This is a genomic window from Citrobacter sp. RHB35-C21, from assembly GCF_013816515.1.
Lineage (GTDB): Bacteria > Pseudomonadota > Gammaproteobacteria > Enterobacterales > Enterobacteriaceae > Citrobacter > Citrobacter braakii.
The window spans coordinates 3,723,881-3,743,134 of record NZ_CP057147.1 but is presented as its reverse complement, the minus strand read 5'-3'; the positions used below and the strand labels follow the sequence as shown (position 1 = coordinate 3,743,134).

Sequence of the window (19,254 nt, the reverse complement as noted above, 5' to 3'; positions counted from 1 at the left end):
TTTATGGTAGCCTCAACGTAAAGCCTAAACCGCAGGACTTGTCGTCGTTATGTCTATTCAAAAAATCGCCCAGCTTGCCGGTGTGTCGGTGGCGACGGTATCGCGTGTGCTGAATCACAGTGATACCGTTAAAGCCAAAAATCGCGAGCGCGTGCTACAGGCTATTAAAGAAAGTAATTATCAGCCCAACCTGCTGGCTCGTCAGCTGCGTACGGCACGCAGTTCGATGATTCTGGTGATGGTTTCCAACATTGCCAACCCTTTTTGTGCAGAGGTTGTTAAAGGCATTGAAGAAGAGGCGGAAAAGAATGGCTATCGCATTTTGCTGTGTAATTCCGGCTCGGATACCGCCCGCTCAAAATCGGCGTTAAAGCTGCTGTCGGGGAAAATCGTTGATGGCATTATCACCATGGATGCATTCTCAAAATTACCGGAACTGACCACGCTGATTGGCGACGCTCCCTGGGTTCAGTGTGCGGAATATGCTGATAAAGGCGCGGTTTCCTGCGTAGGGATTAACGATGTTGACGCTGCGCAGTCGGTAATATCTCACCTGGTGGAAAAGGGCTATCGACGCATTGCGCTAATCAATCATGATCTGAGTTATAAATACGCCCGGTTGCGTGAACGTGGCTATAAGGCGGCGCTGCATGCGCTGTCGCTTGAGTATCAGGCCGTAGAATACGCCAGCGAGTTAAGTTCCAGCGCAGGAATTGCGGCGATGAAAACATTGCTTGCCGCAGAGGTGAAACCCGACGCGGTGTTTGCCGTATCGGACACGCTGGCAGCTGGCGCGATGCGTGCTATTCTCAATGCCGGATTACAGATCCCGCAGGATATCGCCGTCGTGGGATTCGACGGTACGGAACTGGCAGAAATGGTTTCCCCACAGCTTTCGACCATTGAGCAGCCCTCGCGGGATATAGGCCGCAAAGCGGTAGGATTGCTGCTGAATAAAATAGAAAATCCTGACGCGCAGACGGAAAGGGTGATGATGGACTGGCGCTATATTTCACGCGCCAGTACCTGAGCGTTATCGTTGAAACGCGCCTGACAGCGCGCGAATATCATTTCCGGTGGGCGACTGATGAATGCGCAAGCCAAATTCTTCGATCACGGCGAATATATGGTCGAAAATATCAGCCTGAATACTTTCATATTCCAGCCAAACCACCGTATTAGTAAAGGCATAAATTTCGATCGGTAAGCCGTGATCGTCTGGCGCAAGCTGGCGCACCATTAACGTCATATCTTTGCGAATCCGCGGATGATGACGCAAATATTCGTTCAGATAGGCGCGGAAGGTGCCAATATTCGTCATTCGACGGTGGTTTAATACCGATTCAGGCGCATCTAACTGCTGATTCCACTCGTCAATTTCCTGATGGCGCGTGGTCAAATACGGTTTCAGCAGGTGCGCTTTATGCAGCCGCTGACGCTCATCCTCATCAAGAAAATGAATGCTGGTAGCATCAATGCTGATGCTGCGTTTAATGCGTCGCCCACCGGAAGCCGACATCCCACTCCAGTTTTTAAAAGAGTCCGATACCAGTGACCAGGTTGGGATAGTGGTGATGGTGTTATCCCAGTTGCGCACTTTTACGGTGGTTAAGCCAATATCAATCACCGCGCCATCTGCGCCGTATTTAGGCATTTCCAGCCAGTCACCCAACTTCAACATATCGTTGGCTGAAAGCTGTATTCCGGCCACCAGCCCGAGGATCGGATCTTTAAACACCAGCATTAACACGGCGGCCATGGCACCCAGACCGCTTATCAATATTGCCGGTGATTGACCAATCAGCAGGGAAATCATCAATATTCCGACGACAATAGCGCTGATGAGCTTGATGCCCTGAAATATGCCTTTTAGCGGCAATTGCGATGCGGCAGGGAATTTTTGCGACAGATTGAGAATGACGTCCAGCAAGGAAAACAAGGACAACAGGGCGTACATCATGATCCACAGCTGTGCGCAGGTTACTAATATTTCTGCTGCTTCACTGCCTTTCTGTAACCAGAGTGCGGCCTGTATATTGACAATGATACCCTGCAGGGTGAATGCCAGCCGGTGAAATAACTTGTTCTGCGTGATGATTTGTAGCCACAGGCGGGAGCTGGCGTTGGCGCGCTTTTCAAATGCGCGTAATACCACCCAATGCAAAATAACGTGAACAATAATGGCGGTGATAAAAATAATGCCAAAAATCATCACCAGTGAGGTGGTGTGATTTATTTCAATGCCGAGTTCTTCTACCTGAGATATCAATTCCTGCATAACGTCTCCTTAATAAACAGCGGTCTATGATGACCGCTGTGTAGAGCTTATGCAAATGCGGGGATTAAACTTCCGTCAGTGTTGTTTCCAGCGGCAGACGAGATTTTGGCAGCGCGGCGTTGAAATCTTCTACGCTGTGATGACCCACCGGGACCACAACTACGCTGGTGAAACCTTTTTCTTTCAGGCCAAATTCTGCATCCATCACCGCCGCATCGAAGCCTTCGATCGGCACCGCATCCAGACCCATCGCCGCCACGCCCAGCAGGAAGTTACCGACGTTCAGATACACCTGTTTTGCCATCCAGTGGTTGTCATCTTTCAGCTCTTTGCGATGCATGTCGGCAAAGAAGGTACGGCCTTTGTGGTTTGCGGCTTTGGCTTCAGGGGTGGCGAAACGGCCATCGCGCTCTTCTTGATCCACCACGCGCTCCAGCCAGACATCGTCCATCGCCGTTTTGGCGCAGAACACCACGACGTGGGAAGCATCCAGCATTTTACGTTCGTTGAATACAAAACCGCCGGCTGCGGATTTCGCCACGCGCGCTTTACCTTCGTCAGTGCTGGCAACGATAAAGTGCCACGGCTGAGAGTTGGTGCTGGACGGACTAAACTGCAGCAGCGTTTTTAATTTTTCGGCCTGCTCAGCGGTCAGTTTTTTATTCGGATCGAATGCCTTAGTGGAGTAACGTTTTAAGGCGACAGAAACAATATCCATAACTACTCCTGGTGATTTTTCATACCCTGCGGGTGCGTTTTGTTTCAGCAGGGTACAGGATTAGCAAGAAAAAGATAAGACAGGAAAATGCAAAAACACTTATCGGAGTTAACGATAAATCAACCTGGACGCAGGCGTTTTTGATCCCGCTTCGCCAGGCCGTCTACGACGCGATGCCATGAATCATTTACCAACTCCGTCAGTAATGACTCGGTAATGTCGTCGCCTGGGTAGACCGATATCCAGTGCTTTTTATTCATGTGATAACCGGGTTCAATGCTGGGGTAGATCTGCTGATTTAACAGTGACTTTTGCGGATCGGCTTTCAGGTTAACCAGCGGGCGTCCGCGAAGCTCTGAGACCAGCATAAAAATTTTGCCGCCGACTTTGAAGACATCGTATTCCGGGCCGAATGGCCAGCAGTGCTCGGTAAAAGGCAGTTCGAGCGCAAGGCGCTTTGCACAGGCATGTAAGGTCTGGCCGTCCATTATTTTTCCTCACGGGTGAGTGCGCGCCACATCGCCTCAAATCCCATCGAAATATATTCTTTTGCGCGAGCCGCGTCGCGGGCGGCGAACTCCATGGTGGTCTCTGCCAGAGAAAGAAACAGCGCGTCGCCAAAGGCGCGATACTCGTCAGACATAAACTCAGGTCGTACGGAGCGATGACAAAGATCGCGCAGTTCCGGGAACATATCGTCAGCCTGCTGTTCCGTTTCTTTGCTGATTTTCTCGCTGACGGCCAACTGGCGAATCGTGCGATGCCCGCAGGTATGGTTCAGGCCCCAGCTAATGTAGCTGTTCCAGATGTAGTGAGTCATGGTTTTGGCATCGGTCACCGATCGATCCAAATTTGCCATCATCGACTGACAAAGGTCTTGCTTCAAAAAGAGGTAAAGCTCGTTGATCAAATCATCTTTGGTCGCAAAATAGCGAAACAACGTCCCCTCCGCAACCCCTGCATTGCGGGCTATCACGGCGGTAGATGCCGCAATGCCTGATTGTGCAAATGCTGTGGTTGCAGCTTCCAGTAATGCCAGTTTTTTGTCTTCACTCTTCGGACGAGCCACTACACTTTACCCTTAAGTCTGTAAAAAACATGATTGAATCACGGCCTTTGCAGCACCGCAACGGCGAATGTCAAAGATTGAAAATCATCTTGACGGCGAACTTTCGATTTCTATAATGAGTGCTTACTCACTCATAATCAAGAGTCAGTCGCGCAAACCAGCGGAAAGGGGCGCGTTTAAGGTCAGGATATGAAGCGTCTCACAGTTTGTGTGGTTGTTATTATGCTTATTGCCGCAGCTGCAAGTTTACCGTTTGTACTCAATGCCGGGTTTGGTCAGGCCCCGCAAGGGGCACAACTGAGTTTGGTTGAACAGTCACCTCACTATCGTGATGGACAGTTTCATAACCAGGTGCCGACACCGGGCTATACCGGCAACAAAGGCATGCTGGCGGCCTGGTGGGAGTTTCTGGTCGCTAAGCGTGATAATGCGCGCCCGGCGCAGCCGTTACCGCTGGTGGCAACCGATCTCGCCGGACTTTCGCCACAGCAGGATACTCTGGTCTGGCTGGGTCATTCCTCATGGTATTTGCAGCTGGCGGGTCAACGTATCCTGATTGATCCGGTATTTAGCAATTATGCCGCACCGTTTTCATTCCTGAACAAAGCCTTTGCCGGGGATTATCCGTGGACTGCGCAGACGATGCCGGAGATCGATCTGCTCATTATCTCGCACGATCACTATGACCATCTGGATCTCGCCACTATCAAGGCGTTAATGCCGAAAATTAAGCGGGTGATTACGCCGCTCGGCGTAGGGTCGCATCTGCGTTACTGGGGGATGCGCAGCGAGATAATCGAAGAGCGGGACTGGAATCAGTCCGTCAGAGTCACGGATTCACTGATCGTTCATGTGCTGCCTGCTCGTCATTTTTCGGGGCGCGGTATCAAGCGCAACCAGACGCTATGGGCGAGCTTCATGTTCGAAACGCCGGAGCAGAACGTTTATTACAGCGGAGATTCCGGCTATGGACCGCATTTTAAAGCCATCGGTGAGCAGTTTGGCTCGGTTGATTTGGCGATTATGGAGAACGGTCAATATGACCAGGACTGGAAGTTTATTCACATGATGCCAGAAGAGACGGCGCAGGCCGCGGCCGATCTGCATGCGAAAGCCGTGTTGCCAGGGCATGCCGGCCGTTTCGTTCTGGCGAAACATACCTGGGATGATCCCTACAAACGACTGGCGCTTGCCAGCCGTCGTCAGGATTACCGACTACTGACGCCAATGCTGGGTGAACCGGTAATACTGTCCGAACCGGACCAACCGTTTACGGCCTGGTGGCAACAGGCGACTCAATGAATACAGGGGAGAGCATGATGACGATTTCTGCTCAGGTCATTGATACGATTGTTGAATGGATTGATGATAATTTGAATCAGCCATTGCGCATTGATGATATTGCACGCCATGCGGGATATTCCAAATGGCACCTGCAGCGTCTTTTTATGCAGTACAAAGGCGAAAGCCTCGGGCGCTACATCCGCGAGCGTAAGCTGCTATTGGCGGCCCGCGATCTACGCGATACCGACCAGAAAGTGTATGACATCTGTTTGAAATACGGATTTGATTCGCAGCAGACCTTTACGCGAATTTTCACCCGTACGTTCAGCCAGCCGCCGGGCGCGTATCGCAAAGAAAATCATAGCCGAACGCATTAACGGCAAAGGGTTCTCGCGGGCCTAATCCGCCAGCGAGAACCAGCGCCGCCAGATAAAACGCAGTACAAAATATTCAATCACCCCCAGCAGTAAAAACCACAGACAAAACAGTAAAGTATAAAATTGGTTGAGATCCATTAGATGAAAGGTGGCGACGAGTTTTTGCGCCAGCACAATGCCCAGTGAGGGGGCGGGCAGCAGCAGGCAAGACAAAAAAGCCAGCAGCAGGATCCCTGCGGCGGTCATCAGTGATTCAAGCGGGTGTTTCATGGCATTGTTAAACTTGAGTTAAAAAGCCATTGTCCGGGATCTCTGTGGGCAACGCAAACGCCACGCTTACAGCCCGGCCCAAATCTCACAATGTTTTTTCACCAGACCGCTTAGTGATCCGCCATCGGCGACAAAATCACGCATGCTCTGCGCTTCATCATGACCATTTTTAACCTGCAGGCGTAAGGATTCAATCGCGCTGGTCGCGCCTACTTTGTCCGCAGAAGCGGCGACATTCTCCAGTAGCCGTAGCGTGTCATCTGACAGGCGGTGCCCATCGCCGGTATTGACGTCGGTGATGATTCCCGCCATGCCAAAGCGGCAGGCCTGAAAACGGTTAAATTTATACAGCAGGTAATCACGCTCCTGGTGCTTGAATGGCCGTTTAGTGAGCAACCAGTGGGCGGTAGCCTGAATAAGTCCCGCCATATTGACTGCGTGTTCAAGGGTTAGCGGAGTGTCCATGACGCGAACCTCTACCGTACCAAAGTGCGGGCTGGGGCGGATATCCCAGTGTAAATCTTTAATGCTATCAATCATGCTGGTGTAAGCCAGTCGACGAAATAACCCCTCAAATTCCTGCCAGTTATTCACCCACGGCATCGGGCCATTATCGGGAAATCCAGAGAAAATATTCAGCCGCGCGCAGGCAAACCGCGTGTCGGACGTTTGCATATAAGGTGAGGCGGCAGAGAGCGCAATAAAATGGGGAACAAATCGCGACAGGCCGTGCAGGAGGTAAATAGCATCATCGCCGTTTGCGCAGCCGATATGCACATGTTGGCCGAATACCGTCGCCTGCTGAATAAGATAGCCAAAATTTTCCAGGTTGCGCCGATAGCGTTCGTCATCGCAGACTTCCTGACGTTGCCATTTTTGAAACGGATGCGTACCGCCGCCACAGATGGCGAGGTGATGCTCGGCAGCAACCCGCGATATTATCTGCTGCATGGCGGATAATTCAGCACTCGCCTGGTCGATATTGCGACAAACCCCGGTCGCCATCTCCAGCATACTTTCAGTGATATCGTGCTTTACTTCTCCGGCGGTGAGCTGCGGCTTTACGGCGTCAATCAGTCGGGAAGAGTCCTGGCTCAGGTCGTAGCCCGGAGGATTGACCACCTGCATTTCCAGTTCAATGCCTAACGTAAAAGGGTCAGAAACATGAAAATCGGGTAGGGACATAGTGTTCTCTTCAGCGTTGATTTTTAATCAGTATAGACGCGTCATCTTGCAAGCTGCATATAGAAGGGCCGCTGATTTTCTGTTCGTTGTCAGAAATCCCCCCGCGATGCTTTGAAGGCGAAATGGCCGGTGTTATAACTATTTTTTACTTCGCAACAGGGGTTGAATCGTGCCGGAAATTAATCTTTATGGACAGACCGTCGGCGATATTGTGCCTGACTGGAATGGTGCCGCCGTACTGCCGCGGGAAGAACTTGCAGGGCAATATTGTCGACTGGTTCCCCTGGATGCCGACAGCCATGCCGCCGATCTGTTTGATGCTTACGCGCAGGCGCCAGACGATCGCGACTGGACCTGGCTTGCAAGTTCTCGCCCCATGAGCGTTGAGGCCACAGCTTGCTGGGTAGAGGGCAAATCCACGGATGCCTCTCTGGTTCCCTATGCTGTCATTGAACAGGGTTCCGGTCGTGCGGTGGGACTGGTGTGCTTTATGGCGATCGAACGGGAGCATGGTTCGGTTGAAATTGGTCATGTAACCTGGTCACCGCGCATGAAAAATACGGTACTCGGCACCGAAAGCATCTGGCTGTTGCTGCGCCAGGCGTTTGCGTTGGGCTATCGTCGCGTGGAGTGGAAATGTGACTCTCTGAACACGGCTTCCCGTCGGGCGGCGGAGCGCCTTGGGTTTATCTTCGAAGGACGTTTTCGCCAGAAGATTGTGCGCAAGGGGCGTAATCGCGACAGCGACTGGTTATCGATGATTGATAGCGAATGGCCCCAGTGCGACGCTGTTTTGCAGCGCTGGCTGGCTGCCGATAACTTCGATGAAAAAGGGCAGCAACGCCGATCGCTGGCGGCGTGTCAGCCGCAGTAGCTCGCTTTTGAAGAATTAACAGTGCGCCCACAGTCAGTTATGGCTGCGGGCGCATTTATCATTAGCGTTGATTTATTAACGGGTTTGCCAACGGGTGCGTTCGACGGCTCCTTGCCATTCATGCCAGCGTTTTTGCAATCTCCCATGCCGCGCCATGTTTGGCTGGAACGATACGTGTTCGGGCAGATAATCTCGCAACTGGCTGGTAGATGCACCTTGCAGCTTCTTGCGTGCCAGCAATCCGGCACCGATAGCGGAAAGTTCAGGGATATCGCTGCGCATCACCGGACAGCCCAATAAATCGGCTTGATACTGCATTAGCCAGTCATTTTTTGTTGGCCCGCCATCAACCATTAACGCGCTGAGTCGAAAACCGTTGTGCTGGCGCATCGCTAAAACAACATCGGCAATCTGATAGGTAATCGACTCCAGTGCCGCACGTACCAGATGTGCGCGTTTCACTCCGCGGCTGAGACCGTGAATCAACCCCCGGGCATCTTCATCCCACCAGGGCGCGCCCAGCCCGGTAAGGGCCGGAACAAAATAGACGCCCAGCGTGGAGTCAACCGTGGCGGGCAGCGTATTGAGCTCATGAAGCAGTTGCTCTTCCGGTAATTCGCTAAGACCTGTGCTATCGGCCATCCACGCGACGGCATCTCCCGTATGCGGAATATTACCTTCCAGTCCGTAGACCAGGGTGTCAGCGTCATGCCAGGCAATGGTCGTTGCCAGCGCGCTCACCTCGGACTGCGCCGAGAATACGGGTGCCATAATGGAAGATCCGGTGCCATAGGTCGCTTTGACGCAGCCTTCCATACCCAGCCCATGGGCAAAAAGCGCAGCATGAGAGTCGCCAATCATCGCCAGAATAGGGATTCCATCAGGTATCCTCTCCAGACCTTTTGTTACGCCAAAATGGTGGCTGGAAGGGCAAACTTCGGGCAACGCCTGCTGCGGAATACCGAATAGAGCCAACATCTCGTTATCCCATTGTCCGCTGTTGAGATTGAGCAACTGCGTGCGTGAAGCGTTGGAGATGTCGCAACGAAATTCCTCGCCGTGCGTTAAGTTCCACAGTAACCAGCTATCGATGGTCCCGAGACATATTTCCCCTTGCTGTGCGAGCGTCATACCGTTGGGAACTGACTCCAGCAGCCAGCGCATTTTAGAGGCGGAAAAGAGTGGGGCAACGGGTAATCCGGTGATGGATTTTATGTACGCCTCGTGCCCCTGTTCACGTAATGCACGGCAAAAATCGGCCGTGCGCGAACATTGCCAGGTGATAGCAGGGCCGAGAGGGCGACCGCTGGCACGATACCAGCCTATCGCCGTTTCACGTTGATTGCTGATCGCCAGCGCTGCGACGCGTTGTGCGCCGACGCAGGCAATGGCTTGTGCCACAACATCCAGTGATGCGTCCAGAAGTGCATCACCTGACTGCTCAACCCAGCCTTCACGGGGCGTGTGGATCGCCAGCGCGCGGGAGAACTTCGCGACCACGTTTCCCTGACCATCCAGCGCTACGGCTTTGGCATTGGTGGTGCCTTCATCAAGCGCAATAATAATGTCTTTTTGTGCTGACATTGTTTTCTCCAGCCCTTCGGTTTCCCTGAGTATTAGCGATGGAAAAAGGTATCCACCCCGAGATAGCGGGTGAAAGCTTCATGCAGTACCTCTGCGCTGGCGGAATGGTTCATTGCCACGTGATGCTCAAAGCCATTACGACAAATCCATGCCAGTAGGTTCTCCAGATGAGGTACCTGGATTACCGCTCGGCAGCCGACAGTGTCCAGCGGATCGTCAACCGATAGTCCTTCGCCGACGTAGGCTTTGATTTCGCCGGTTAAATCGTCGGTACTCAGGCGGAAGTAGGTCAAGGCACCGCTTTTCATACGACCGTGAACTGCACCGCAGGTGTTCTCTTTACCGACGGTGGTACCGATGATATCCGCCGTCCCCATCTTCGGGCTGTCCAGACTGGCTGATGCGAAATTACCGCAGTGAAAAAGAACGCATTTATCACGATCGTCGCCGAAATTATTGTTCCAGTCGGCAATGGACGCTGGACTTAAGTTGCTGCTGGCGAGGGCGTACATTGACAACGCGCCCATCACATCCACTTCGCAGGCACTGGGCATTAACTGCCCGGACATCACGCTCATGATTGAGCACACGTTGATGCCTAAATTTTCCTGCAGCGAGGTCCAGCACTGGATGGCAGTCGTATCAATATCATTAGCGATAACCCATTCGCTGATAACGACAAACAGTTTTGCCATGGTGACCAGTTTGTCGGCTGGAATGGCGCTGGCGTCGGCGTTATCCATCAACAGGCGGCGTTTTTCATCCACCCGGATATCGTTGTCGCGCAGTCGTTTGATGCGGGTAAAGACTTCAGACAGATCCAGTGTTTCGACGGCAATACCCAGTCTTTCGAGCAATTTTTCGCTGTAGCGGACGGTGTTAAACCCAGCTGGACGTGCGCCGATAGCGCCGACGCGAACTCCGCGCATGCTGGCGACCACGCGACAGATTTGTTCGAAACGTTTCAGGTCTTGTGCAAACACCTCGCCTGACAGGTCGCAGACATGCTGGGTGGTTAGCGTAAACGGTATACCGTACTGGCGCATGTTATTGCACAGGGAGATCTTGCCGCAGAAGCTGTCACGGCGAGTGGCAAGCCCCATTTTATCCAGGTTGTCTTCCTGCGCCTGGATCAGAACCGGGACATCTAAACCGGAAAGTCGCAGCGTTTCCGCTATCGCTTTTTCATCGCCAAAGTTCGGCAGTAGTACCACCACACCGTGAATCTTGTCGCGGTGAGCGCGGAAAAGTTCAGCACAAACTTTCGCATCCTGACGGGTTTCAACACCGCCGAGTTCTGTCTGCGTATCGTTGATCATAATGGTGTTAATGCCCAGCCGCTCAAAGAGCACGCTGGCTTGTTCGCGGGCTTCAGCAACCAGATAGCTCGGGAAAAATCCCCGATTGCCAATAATCACCGCCATGGTCAACTGATGAGGAATTCGTGACATCGCTTTCTCCAGTAAGTGTTCTGTTGTTGTTATTGTTTTATCGTGTTGCCAGCAACAGTGCGGTGGCGTTTTTCACGACACCCGCCGCGTCAATTTCATGGTGCGCGCGCGTTGCTGCACGATCGGCTGCGATTGCATATTGGCCATCGGCAATCCCCAATCTACGCAGTGGAATGGCACAGCCTGCTTCTGCCAGCACTTCAGCCACCAGACTTCCCACGCCGCCATTAATGTTATGTTCTTCCACGCTAACCACTGCCTTGCAGTGGGTTAAAGCCGCCAGTAACTGTTGGGTATTGCAGGGACGAATTGACGGTACACTGATTACGCTGGCATCAATACCCGCCTGTTCCAGCACTGTGGCAGCCTCGACAATTTCATGCACAGTTGAGCCCATTGCCACCAGTGCGACATCTTTTCCTTTGCGCAAAATATCGATATTACCCGGCGCGAACTGGTAGTTTTCATCGTGTAATTCGGGTAAGGCTTTGCCATCCAGGCGAATATAAACCGGACCTATGTGGCTTAAGGCGTAGTCGAGAATCTGTCGGCATTCCACCGGACAGGATGGGGCGTAAATCTCAATATTGCCAAAACCGCGTAGCACGGAAATATCATCAATGCTGTGGTGCGTACTGGCGAGCGGTCCGTAGCTGGCCCCTGCGTTCAGGCCAATCAACTTCACGTTGGTATTGTTGTAGCAAATGTCGACTTTAATTTGCTCATTGGCCCGTGAAATCAAGAAGGGCGCAGCGTTACAGGTGACGGCGATTTTACCGCCCAGCGCCAGTCCGGCAGCAGCACCGACCAACGTCTGTTCGGCAATACCCACGTTGACCAGACGACCGGGAAATTCCTTCATAAATGGGGCGATTTTTGCTGTTGATGTTGAGTCAGCCACCACCGGCACAACATCCATTCCACGTTTGACCGCGGCAATTAACGTGTTCACCATGACGGTGGCGAGGTGTTCGCTATTACGCATCTTTCAGTTCCTCCAGCGCCAGTTCAACTTCTTCTCCTTTTGGCACGCGGTGGTGCCATTCCGGGCGGCCCTGGATAAAAGAGATCCCGGCTCCTTTGGTGGTGTGTGCAATGACGACATATGGCTTGCCTTCAGGGGTTAATCCTTCCAGCGTGCGCACCACATCGCTCATATCGTTCCCGCGACACTCTGTGACTTGCATACCGAAGGCTCGCCATTTTTCATCCAGCGGATCGGTGTTCATGATCTCTTTGGTTGATCCGGCAAGCTGGAGGTTATTTTTGTCGTTGATGATAATCAGGTTATCCAGTTTATAGTGGGCAGCGACCAGTGCCGCTTCCCAGTTGCTGCCTTCGGCCAGTTCACCATCACCGGTGACGACAAACACCCGGCGTTTGCTGTTGCTGCGTTTAGCCGCCAGCGCAATCCCTACTGCAACCGGCAGACCGTGACCAAGAGCTCCGGTATTCAGTTCAATTCCTGGCGTTTTATGTTTTACCGGATGTCCCGGCAGATGCGAATCGGCGTGTTGATAGGTCGCCAGCCAGTCCACAGGAATAAAACCGGCTTCTGCCAAGACACAGTAGTAACCGCCCACAGCGTGACCTTTTGACTGGATGTAGATATCGCGCTCGTCGCTCTCTTTAATCTCCGGGGAGCAATTCAGGATGCGAAAATAGAGTGCTGTCAGCAGTTCAACCTGCGACAGGTCTGCGCCAGTGTGCCCGCCAGCCGGGCTTTCAGCATTCAACACGATAATGCGGCGACGCACGGCACGTGCTTTCTTTTCTAGCTCTGGTATTGAGAGCGAAAACGGATTCATAAGACACCTCTTGAATGTTTAATCTTGAATGAATAAATATTCCATGTGAGTGCAGTAGTGCAACTGTCTCTCTACCCACTACGTAATCTGCAGATAAAACAGTCAGTCGTTATTGGTTAGAATAAATATTCACTACTGATTTATTATTCACGATTAAAGATATGCCTTGTCTGGCGGTTTGTCTACGGCTTGTGCCACCAAATTTTGGAGAAAAGAGAAAAGGATCACACTAACGTGATAACTGGAAAGGTACTGATGACTTGTTATCTATTCAGGTATGAATAAAAATAACAGGCAGTTTATCAGGGGGAATGCCATGTCAAAGCAGGATGAACAGCGGTTGCTGGTTAAGATTGCCACGCTTTACTACGCCGAAAATAAAAAACAGTCTGAAATCGCCACGCTGCTGCATTTGTCGCAGTCCTTTGTCTCCCGTGCTTTAACGCGTTGTCAGAAAGAAGGGCTGGTGAAAATCACCGTCGTACAGCCGACCAATATCTTTGTGGCGCTGGAAAAAGCCATTGAAGAGCAGTTTGGTATTCGTCAGGCGATTGTCGTGGATGTCGGTGACAACCCCAGCAATACGCAAATTAAGCATGCTATTGGCAGCGCGGCGGCGCATTACGTTGAAACCCGCTTGCGAGCCGAGGACCTGGTTGGAATTTCCTCCTGGAGTAGCACCATTCGCTGTATGGTCGATGAGATGCACCCGCAAAATATCCGTGCGGCGGGGGTGATCCAACTGTTGGGCGGCGTAGGGCCGAATGGTAACGTGCAGGCCACGATTCTTACGCAACAGTTGGCAGCGCACCTTGGCTGTCCGGCCTGGCTGCTGCCTTCACAAAGTATTGAGCATTCGGTTGAAGAGCGTACACGGTTGGTTAACAGCCCTGACGTTGCCGCGGTGGTTGAAAAGTTTGCTGAAGTGGATGTGGCAATTGTCGGTATTGGCGAACTGGAGCCTTCTCAATTGCTGAAAAACTCAGGCAACTACTACAACGAAGAAATGTTGCGACTGCTCGCCGAGCGCGGCGCAGTAGGCGATATCTGTCTGCATTATTACGATGCAGCAGGTAACCCGGTACTCAGCCATGAGGAAGACCCGGTCATCGGAATGGAGCTTTCGCAGATCCGGGAGTGTAACCACGTGATTGCTTTGGCTGGTGGTGTGGAAAAACAGAATGCGATACGCGGGGCATTGCAGGGGAATTATATTGACGTATTGATCACCGACTATCCGACAGCCCGCAGTCTGGTGAAAGGGTGATGTCACGGTGAGTTAAACAATTGACAGCCCCAGGAGGTTCCTGGAGCTGTCTGGTTGTGCATATCAGACTTTTCAGAGGCGATTACTGACTTTCCATCGCCGCCTTTTGTGCTACCACCGCGGCTTTTTGCTGCATCCGGTTTTGCATCTGGTCGATGATGACCGCGACGATAATCACGATACCTTTAATCACCATTTGCCAGAACTCGCTGACGCCCATCATCACCAGACCATCGGCCAGAAAACCGATAACGAAAGCGCCAATCAGCGTGCCTAAAATCGTGCCCCGTCCACCGGCCAGTGACGTACCGCCGAGAACCACTGCGGCAATGGCGTTCATCTCAAATGCCGTACCGTTGGCCGGATGGCTGGCGGAAAGCTGTGCCGAGACCACAATTCCAGCAATCGCGGCACACAGTCCGGATAGGGTATACACCCAGATTTTCACCTGTTTTACTTTTACCCCTGACAGCTCAGCAGCGCGTTCGTTATCCCCGATGGCGTAAACGTGGCGACCAAAGGGTAGACGACGAGCGACGTAAGCAATGACCAGTGCCAGCACAATCATCATCCAGATGGCCCACGGAATCCCAAACAATGTACCGGCACCAATCTCATCAAAACCGGTATTGCCGAGCTGCGGATTGCCGGAAAGCCCGGGAAAGGTTTGCCCATCGGAGGTCAGCATCGCCGCCCCGCGCAAAACGTACATGGTTCCGAGCGTACAAATAAACGGTGCGACGTTATAGTGGGTGATGATCCAACCATTCGCCGCGCCAATCAGCCCACCAATCAACAAGACGACAGGCACAATCACCCAGACGCTGGGGAAAATTGCGATGCCGAACATTGGCAATACAATGCCTTTAGTGATTAGCCATCCCGCGACCATGCCGCACAGCCCAAGCGTAGCGCCAATTGAGAGATCAATCCCGGCGGTAATAATGACAAACGTGATCCCCAGCGCCAGAAAGGCGTTAATGGCGATATGCTTGATCATAATGACCATGCTGCCGCCAGAGAGAAATCCCGGTACGGTGAAGGCAAAGAACCCGACGATTAAAAACAGTGCAATAAAAGTGCGCAGTTTTAGGATTAGTAGCAGGATATTTTCCCGAGAGAAGGCGACTGTGGAGCGAGGCGCGATGGCGGCAGATTGTAGTGTTTTCATATCAGAACCCCTGAGCACTTGCGGTTACCAGCGCCGATTCTTCGGCACGATCGCGGGCGATATCGGCAGTTAGCTTGCCGCCGGACATCACCAGAATGCGGTCAGAAACCGCCATAATTTCTTTTAAATCTGAGGTGGAGAAGACTACAGCAATACCTTGCTGGGAAAGCTGGACCATCATGCGGAACACATCGGCTTTCGCCCCGACATCGATGCCGCGTGTGGGTTCGTCAAGAAATAGAATTTTTGGATTGGTGAGCAGAGAGCGACCAATCACCACTTTTTGCTGGTTCCCCCCGCTCAGCGCCTGAATTTCAACCTCTGGCGAGGAGACTTTTATCGACAGATTGCCAATTGTGCTGGCGACCACGGCCTCTTCATCTTTGCGGGCAATGGCAAAGCCACGTTGCAGACGCCGCCAAAGGCTGGCAATGGTCAGATTGGTGGCGACGGATGAAATGGGGAAAATCCCTGTGCGCTTGCGATCCTCCGGCACCAGACTCATTCCCATACGGATGCGATCGGCGGTGGTTAAGCGCTGCGGGACCGGTTTGCTGTCGAGCCACAGTTTTCCGAGGTAGTTGCGCTCAGTACCTAACAAGCACTCGAACAATTCGGTTCGCCCAGCCCCCATAAGTCCATAGATACCGACAATTTCACCGGCGTGAACGTTAAAGGTGACGTCATTGACGACTGCGCTGCCAGCGGTATTCACGCAGGTGATATGTTCAGCTTCCAGAACCGGAGCTCCAAACGTGCGGCCGGGTTCGAGAAAGTTGCTTACCGGATCACTGCCCAACATCTCACGCACAATCCACGGGACATCGATGTCGATAACCTTGGCTTCGGCTTGAAATTTACCATCGCGTAAAATAGTGATCACATCGCCAATTGCCATCAATTCTTCGAGACGATGGGAGATATAGATTATCGACACGCCCTGGCGAGTAAGTTCACGGATCACGCGAAACAGAATCTCGACTTCAGTTTTACTGAGCGCTGAGGTGGGTTCATCAAGAATCAGGATATCTGCATCTTCAGCCAGTGCTTTGGCGATTTCGACCAGCTGTTGCTGCCCTACTTTGAGATTGCCAACCAGGTCGCGCGGTGATATCGGCTGATCGAGCCGGGTTAATAATTCCGCGGTGCGTTTCTCTTGCTCGGCCTCATTAATGGGGGCCATGCCTTTTTGAATCTCCCGACCGAGGAAAATGTTTTCCGCGACGGTGAGGTTCTCAAACAGGTTTAACTCCTGATGCACCATACCAATTCCATGTGCCGCAGCATCCCGGGTGCTGGCAAAGCGCACGGGATTTCCATTGAGCGACATCTCACCGCTACTGGGTTGCTGAACGCCAGCGAGGATCTTCATCAACGTCGATTTCCCCGCACCATTCTCACCAATAATCACATTCACCTTGCCACGCCAGACCTGGTAATCGACGCTGTCCAGCGCAATTGTGCCGGGAAACAGCATTGAAATGGCATGCGTGCGCAGGATGATGTCATCAGCTGAGGTATTGCGCATTAGTGAGCCTCCTGTTCCAGCGTCAGTGCTGCTGCGTTTTCCGCTTTTCCAGCATTCAACGTCACGGCAAACAGCACCGTGGCAGTTTTCCCTTGCCAGCTAGTGTCAACGGCGGGTAACTGTTTCGCCGCTTCACGGTTATAAGCCCGTGACAGTTGGGCAAACTGAACCTGGTTAGTAAAATCTTCAAACTTGAAACCACTGGCATCGCGAATAGCATTGCCACGCATTACCGGGCCAATCTGAATCGTGACGGGCATATCATTGACCCTCACCACGATGGTGTGCTCTCGCCCATTGGTGGTGTCGACGCTATCAATCTGGCTGGTCAGGCGTACAAACACGCTTTCGGGAGCGGGTGAGGGGGTCTTCAGGCGAGTGGTCAGCGCTGAAGCATCCAGAACATGTTGCTGTGCCGCTTCCAGGACGCGGGATTGCCAGGTTTGTTGCGCGATCTGATCGGGAGTCTGGTTGTCGAAACTGGCTTTGGCCTGAGGATCGGCCGGGATAATTGGTTTGCCGTTTTCGTCGAGGTCAACTACCGTACAGGCCGTCAGCAACAGGGTGGCGCATCCAACCAGCGCGGCACCCCATTGTGTTAACGACATAGTGCCTCCGCTTAGTGGCTCAGGTTGAACTTGTTCAGCTTGCTGGCATTGGTTTCGTCAATCAGCACGCAATCCATGAGCTGTTTTTCTTCTTTCTGGGCTTTGCCGTTTTTCAGATAGTAATCCGCCTGCTCAACAGCCATTTGTGCCTGTTGCCAGCCGGGCTGCAGTACTGTCGCTTTAATATTGCTTTTATTAATGATTGAATCGCGGGTGTAGTCGCTGCCATCAAAACCGACCACGATGACATTATTTTTCCCCGCCGCTTTTAATGCGGCTTCTGCACCCAGCGCCATAGTGTCGTTACCTGAGATCACACCTACGATATCTGGGTTGGTTTGTAGAATGGCTTCCATTCGGGTAAAGGCTTCGGTTTGGCTCCAGTTTGCCGTCTGCTGGGCTACCATTTTCATGTCCGGATAGTCATCGAGTACATCGTGATACCCCTGCGAGCGTACATGGGCGTTGGTGTCGGATTGACGTCCCAACAATTCAACGTACTTCCCTTTTCCGTCCAGTAACCTGGCGAACTTCTCTGCGCCGAGCTGTGCGCCTTGATAGTTATTCGACACGATTTGCGCCACCGCGATACCGGTTTTATTGATTTCGCGATCGATCAGAAAAGCAGCTACACCCGCTGCTTTGGCTTTTTCCAGCGGCCCTACGGTGGCATCTGCACCCGCATTATCGAGAATGATCGCTTTCGCTTTACGAGCAATAGCAGTCTCAATCAGTTGGTTTTGTTTATTGACGTCATCATCATGAGAGGCAACCAGCGTGGCGTATCCCAGCTCTTTTGCTTTGGCGACTGCACCGTCGGCTTCGGCTTTAAAAAACGGGTTATCGTGAGAAGGGGTAATAATCGCAATCAGTCCGTTGTCGGCAGCATACAGCGAACCCGATGTGGTAAGGATCGAGGCCAGTAATACGGATTTAATCAAGGTCTTGTTCATCTCTTTCTCCACTTTGAATATTTATTCAAATATGATTTATTATTCAAGTTAACGATAAGTCGAGATAATCGAACTGTCTACGATTTGCGCAGCTAATTTCTTAAAAAGAGAAAAGGATCACGATCCTGATGGTGAGAATGGAAATAGCGTCACGATATTTTTATCACGCTGAAACCAATGAACGTTAACTTCTTGATTGCCGAGGTTTGCCGAAAATGACGGCATGATTTGTAATGTTAATTGCTGAGTCGTGAGTGCGGTGATTTTTGCGCTGGTGAAACCTGGTAGCCCCGATGCCTGATTGGAAAACGCCTTATACAGGCTCTCCTTTGCGCTGAATACCAGGGTTAAGGCGAGCGGAAAGGGCAGGCAGGCATGCTGCAAAATCTGATGTTCGTGGTTATCAATAATGCCATCAGCCAGCTCAACTGCGGTTTGTGGTGTAAAAATAGCTTCTATATCCAGCCCAATGGGATGCGTTGATACGACCGCCAGCGCCGTTGTTGCGCTATGGCTGATGCTGCCAAACAGATCCTGCGGCCACAATGGTTGGCGTTGCACACCGATGCCGGGCACGGTTTTGTGGCCAAATTCACGCAGTGCGTGGACTGCAGCAATACGCCCCGCTAAGTGCTCAGCTTTACGCTTACGCCCACTGGAGTGGAGCTGAGTGTGGTGGGGAAGCCAGAGCAGGTCGTGCTCATGGAAAGTGTCGGGATCAAATTCGACAATGTGCAGCGTATGATCTGCGAAAGGGAGCGGGATGTGCGTTGTGTGCATGATTTCTTACGGTTTCCCTCTCCCCGCAGCGAGGAGAGGGAAAAACGTT

Annotated in this window: 20 protein-coding genes; 5 read left to right on the top strand and 15 right to left on the bottom strand. The window is 52.2% G+C overall.

All coding sequences use genetic code 11. The features are described 5' to 3' along the window. The first annotated feature begins 49 nt into the window (after nt 1-49). Nucleotides 50-1,030, top strand: a complete 981-nt coding sequence (locus HVZ39_RS18315) for a LacI family DNA-binding transcriptional regulator (RefSeq protein ID WP_016152169.1) — start codon at nt 50-52, stop codon at nt 1,028-1,030. Nucleotides 1,031-1,033: 3 nt separating this feature from the next. Here HVZ39_RS18315 and HVZ39_RS18310 read toward each other — a convergent pair whose 3' ends face one another. From HVZ39_RS18310 to HVZ39_RS18295, 4 genes are all read right to left on the bottom strand, one after another. Continuing rightward, the gene (locus tag HVZ39_RS18310; protein ID WP_016152170.1) at nt 1,034-2,278 is read right to left on the bottom strand and encodes a mechanosensitive ion channel family protein; all 1,245 of its coding nucleotides are present in this window, start codon (nt 2,276-2,278) and stop codon (nt 1,034-1,036) included. Nucleotides 2,279-2,342: 64 nt separating this feature from the next. Next, the gene (gene nfsB / locus HVZ39_RS18305) at nt 2,343-2,996 is read right to left on the bottom strand and encodes an oxygen-insensitive NAD(P)H nitroreductase (RefSeq protein WP_181632803.1); all 654 of its coding nucleotides are present in this window, start codon (nt 2,994-2,996) and stop codon (nt 2,343-2,345) included. Between the two features lie 119 nt (nt 2,997-3,115). Next, a complete protein-coding gene (locus HVZ39_RS18300; RefSeq protein ID WP_016152172.1) occupies nt 3,116-3,484 on the bottom strand; it encodes an MmcQ/YjbR family DNA-binding protein in 369 nt (122 codons plus the stop codon). Beyond that, nucleotides 3,484-4,065 carry a TetR/AcrR family transcriptional regulator gene (locus HVZ39_RS18295; RefSeq protein ID WP_016152173.1) on the bottom strand — a complete coding sequence of 194 codons (582 nt, stop codon included), beginning with the start codon at nt 4,063-4,065 and terminating at the stop codon, nt 3,484-3,486. Before HVZ39_RS18295 ends, HVZ39_RS18300 begins: the two co-directional genes overlap by 1 nt. Nucleotides 4,066-4,254: 189 nt before the next feature. On the opposite strand from HVZ39_RS18295, the gene HVZ39_RS18290 reads away from it, so the two are divergent. Further along, nucleotides 4,255-5,367, top strand: coding sequence for an MBL fold metallo-hydrolase (locus HVZ39_RS18290; protein WP_016152174.1), 1,113 nt, complete (start codon nt 4,255-4,257; stop codon nt 5,365-5,367). Nucleotides 5,368-5,384: 17 nt separating this feature from the next. Continuing rightward, nucleotides 5,385-5,726, top strand: a complete 342-nt coding sequence (locus HVZ39_RS18285) for a RamA family antibiotic efflux transcriptional regulator (protein WP_003021996.1) — start codon at nt 5,385-5,387, stop codon at nt 5,724-5,726. Between the two features lie 21 nt (nt 5,727-5,747). Here the strand turns inward: HVZ39_RS18285 and HVZ39_RS18280 are convergent, their stop codons facing one another. Both HVZ39_RS18280 and HVZ39_RS18275 read right to left on the bottom strand, forming a co-directional pair. After that, nucleotides 5,748-5,996, bottom strand: a complete 249-nt coding sequence (locus HVZ39_RS18280; protein WP_016152175.1) for a DUF1158 domain-containing protein — start codon at nt 5,994-5,996, stop codon at nt 5,748-5,750. Between the two features lie 66 nt (nt 5,997-6,062). Then, nucleotides 6,063-7,181 (bottom strand): YbdK family carboxylate-amine ligase, encoded by a 1,119-nt coding sequence (locus tag HVZ39_RS18275; RefSeq protein WP_019076232.1) that lies wholly within the window; start codon nt 7,179-7,181, stop codon nt 6,063-6,065. A 169-nt stretch (nt 7,182-7,350) separates the two neighbouring features. Here HVZ39_RS18275 and HVZ39_RS18270 point away from each other — a divergent pair, with 169 nt between their 5' ends. Continuing rightward, entirely contained in the window at nt 7,351-8,055 is a 705-nt protein-coding gene (locus HVZ39_RS18270; protein WP_047358061.1) for a GNAT family protein, read from the top strand. 75 nt (nt 8,056-8,130) lie between these two features. Here the strand turns inward: HVZ39_RS18270 and HVZ39_RS18265 are convergent, their stop codons facing one another. The 4 genes from HVZ39_RS18265 to HVZ39_RS18250 are packed head-to-tail and all read right to left on the bottom strand — an operon-like array spanning nt 8,131 to nt 12,898. Beyond that, nucleotides 8,131-9,639, bottom strand: coding sequence for an FGGY-family carbohydrate kinase (locus HVZ39_RS18265; protein WP_181632802.1), 1,509 nt, complete (start codon nt 9,637-9,639; stop codon nt 8,131-8,133). A 32-nt stretch (nt 9,640-9,671) separates the two neighbouring features. Continuing rightward, the gene (locus HVZ39_RS18260; RefSeq protein ID WP_181632801.1) at nt 9,672-11,090 is read right to left on the bottom strand and encodes an L-fucose/L-arabinose isomerase family protein; all 1,419 of its coding nucleotides are present in this window, start codon (nt 11,088-11,090) and stop codon (nt 9,672-9,674) included. A 37-nt stretch (nt 11,091-11,127) separates the two neighbouring features. Further along, nucleotides 11,128-12,075, bottom strand: coding sequence for a transketolase C-terminal domain-containing protein (locus HVZ39_RS18255; RefSeq protein WP_016152180.1), 948 nt, complete (start codon nt 12,073-12,075; stop codon nt 11,128-11,130). Continuing rightward, nucleotides 12,068-12,898 (bottom strand): transketolase, encoded by an 831-nt coding sequence (locus tag HVZ39_RS18250; protein ID WP_016152181.1) that lies wholly within the window; start codon nt 12,896-12,898, stop codon nt 12,068-12,070. The genes HVZ39_RS18255 and HVZ39_RS18250 overlap by 8 nt, the downstream gene beginning before the upstream one ends. A 316-nt stretch (nt 12,899-13,214) precedes the next feature. Here HVZ39_RS18250 and HVZ39_RS18245 point away from each other — a divergent pair, with 316 nt between their 5' ends. After that, nucleotides 13,215-14,165: a sugar-binding transcriptional regulator gene (locus tag HVZ39_RS18245; RefSeq protein WP_047358065.1), complete on the top strand. Its 951-nt coding sequence runs from the start codon at nt 13,215-13,217 to the stop codon at nt 14,163-14,165. Nucleotides 14,166-14,247: 82 nt separating this feature from the next. On the opposite strand, the gene HVZ39_RS18240 is transcribed toward HVZ39_RS18245, so the two are convergent. From HVZ39_RS18240 to entD, 5 genes are all read right to left on the bottom strand, one after another. Beyond that, nucleotides 14,248-15,336 (bottom strand): ABC transporter permease, encoded by a 1,089-nt coding sequence (locus HVZ39_RS18240; protein ID WP_016152183.1) that lies wholly within the window; start codon nt 15,334-15,336, stop codon nt 14,248-14,250. A 1-nt stretch (nt 15,337) separates the two neighbouring features. Next, a complete protein-coding gene (locus HVZ39_RS18235; RefSeq protein WP_181632800.1) occupies nt 15,338-16,864 on the bottom strand; it encodes a sugar ABC transporter ATP-binding protein in 1,527 nt (508 codons plus the stop codon). After that, nucleotides 16,864-17,472 (bottom strand): DUF2291 family protein, encoded by a 609-nt coding sequence (locus HVZ39_RS18230; RefSeq protein WP_181632799.1) that lies wholly within the window; start codon nt 17,470-17,472, stop codon nt 16,864-16,866. Before HVZ39_RS18230 ends, HVZ39_RS18235 begins: the two co-directional genes overlap by 1 nt. Nucleotides 17,473-17,483: 11 nt before the next feature. After that, nucleotides 17,484-18,425 carry a D-ribose ABC transporter substrate-binding protein gene (locus HVZ39_RS18225; protein WP_016152186.1) on the bottom strand — a complete coding sequence of 314 codons (942 nt, stop codon included), beginning with the start codon at nt 18,423-18,425 and terminating at the stop codon, nt 17,484-17,486. A gap of 117 nt (nt 18,426-18,542) precedes the next feature. Further along, nucleotides 18,543-19,205 carry an enterobactin synthase subunit EntD gene (entD, locus tag HVZ39_RS18220; RefSeq protein ID WP_047415103.1) on the bottom strand — a complete coding sequence of 221 codons (663 nt, stop codon included), beginning with the start codon at nt 19,203-19,205 and terminating at the stop codon, nt 18,543-18,545. Nucleotides 19,206-19,254: the final 49 nt, after the last annotated feature.

What these genes read in the sequence shown, in the direction of transcription:
- HVZ39_RS18315 (WP_016152169.1), top strand. Translation starts at nt 50, where the DNA reads ATGTCTATTCAAAAAATCGCCCAGCTTGCCGGTGTGTCGGTGGCGACG.
- HVZ39_RS18310 (WP_016152170.1), bottom strand. Translation starts at nt 2,278, where the DNA reads ATGCAGGAATTGATATCTCAGGTAGAAGAACTCGGCATTGAAATAAAT.
- nfsB (WP_181632803.1), bottom strand. Translation starts at nt 2,996, where the DNA reads ATGGATATTGTTTCTGTCGCCTTAAAACGTTACTCCACTAAGGCATTC.
- HVZ39_RS18300 (WP_016152172.1), bottom strand. Translation starts at nt 3,484, where the DNA reads ATGGACGGCCAGACCTTACATGCCTGTGCAAAGCGCCTTGCGCTCGAA.
- HVZ39_RS18290 (WP_016152174.1), top strand. Translation starts at nt 4,255, where the DNA reads ATGAAGCGTCTCACAGTTTGTGTGGTTGTTATTATGCTTATTGCCGCA.
- HVZ39_RS18285 (WP_003021996.1), top strand. Translation starts at nt 5,385, where the DNA reads ATGACGATTTCTGCTCAGGTCATTGATACGATTGTTGAATGGATTGAT.
- HVZ39_RS18280 (WP_016152175.1), bottom strand. Translation starts at nt 5,996, where the DNA reads ATGAAACACCCGCTTGAATCACTGATGACCGCCGCAGGGATCCTGCTG.
- HVZ39_RS18275 (WP_019076232.1), bottom strand. Translation starts at nt 7,181, where the DNA reads ATGTCCCTACCCGATTTTCATGTTTCTGACCCTTTTACGTTAGGCATT.
- HVZ39_RS18265 (WP_181632802.1), bottom strand. Translation starts at nt 9,639, where the DNA reads ATGTCAGCACAAAAAGACATTATTATTGCGCTTGATGAAGGCACCACC.
- HVZ39_RS18260 (WP_181632801.1), bottom strand. Translation starts at nt 11,090, where the DNA reads ATGTCACGAATTCCTCATCAGTTGACCATGGCGGTGATTATTGGCAAT.
- HVZ39_RS18255 (WP_016152180.1), bottom strand. Translation starts at nt 12,075, where the DNA reads ATGCGTAATAGCGAACACCTCGCCACCGTCATGGTGAACACGTTAATT.
- HVZ39_RS18250 (WP_016152181.1), bottom strand. Translation starts at nt 12,898, where the DNA reads ATGAATCCGTTTTCGCTCTCAATACCAGAGCTAGAAAAGAAAGCACGT.
- HVZ39_RS18245 (WP_047358065.1), top strand. Translation starts at nt 13,215, where the DNA reads ATGTCAAAGCAGGATGAACAGCGGTTGCTGGTTAAGATTGCCACGCTT.
- HVZ39_RS18240 (WP_016152183.1), bottom strand. Translation starts at nt 15,336, where the DNA reads ATGAAAACACTACAATCTGCCGCCATCGCGCCTCGCTCCACAGTCGCC.
- HVZ39_RS18235 (WP_181632800.1), bottom strand. Translation starts at nt 16,864, where the DNA reads ATGCGCAATACCTCAGCTGATGACATCATCCTGCGCACGCATGCCATT.
- HVZ39_RS18230 (WP_181632799.1), bottom strand. Translation starts at nt 17,472, where the DNA reads ATGTCGTTAACACAATGGGGTGCCGCGCTGGTTGGATGCGCCACCCTG.
- HVZ39_RS18225 (WP_016152186.1), bottom strand. Translation starts at nt 18,425, where the DNA reads ATGAACAAGACCTTGATTAAATCCGTATTACTGGCCTCGATCCTTACC.
- entD (WP_047415103.1), bottom strand. Translation starts at nt 19,205, where the DNA reads ATGCACACAACGCACATCCCGCTCCCTTTCGCAGATCATACGCTGCAC.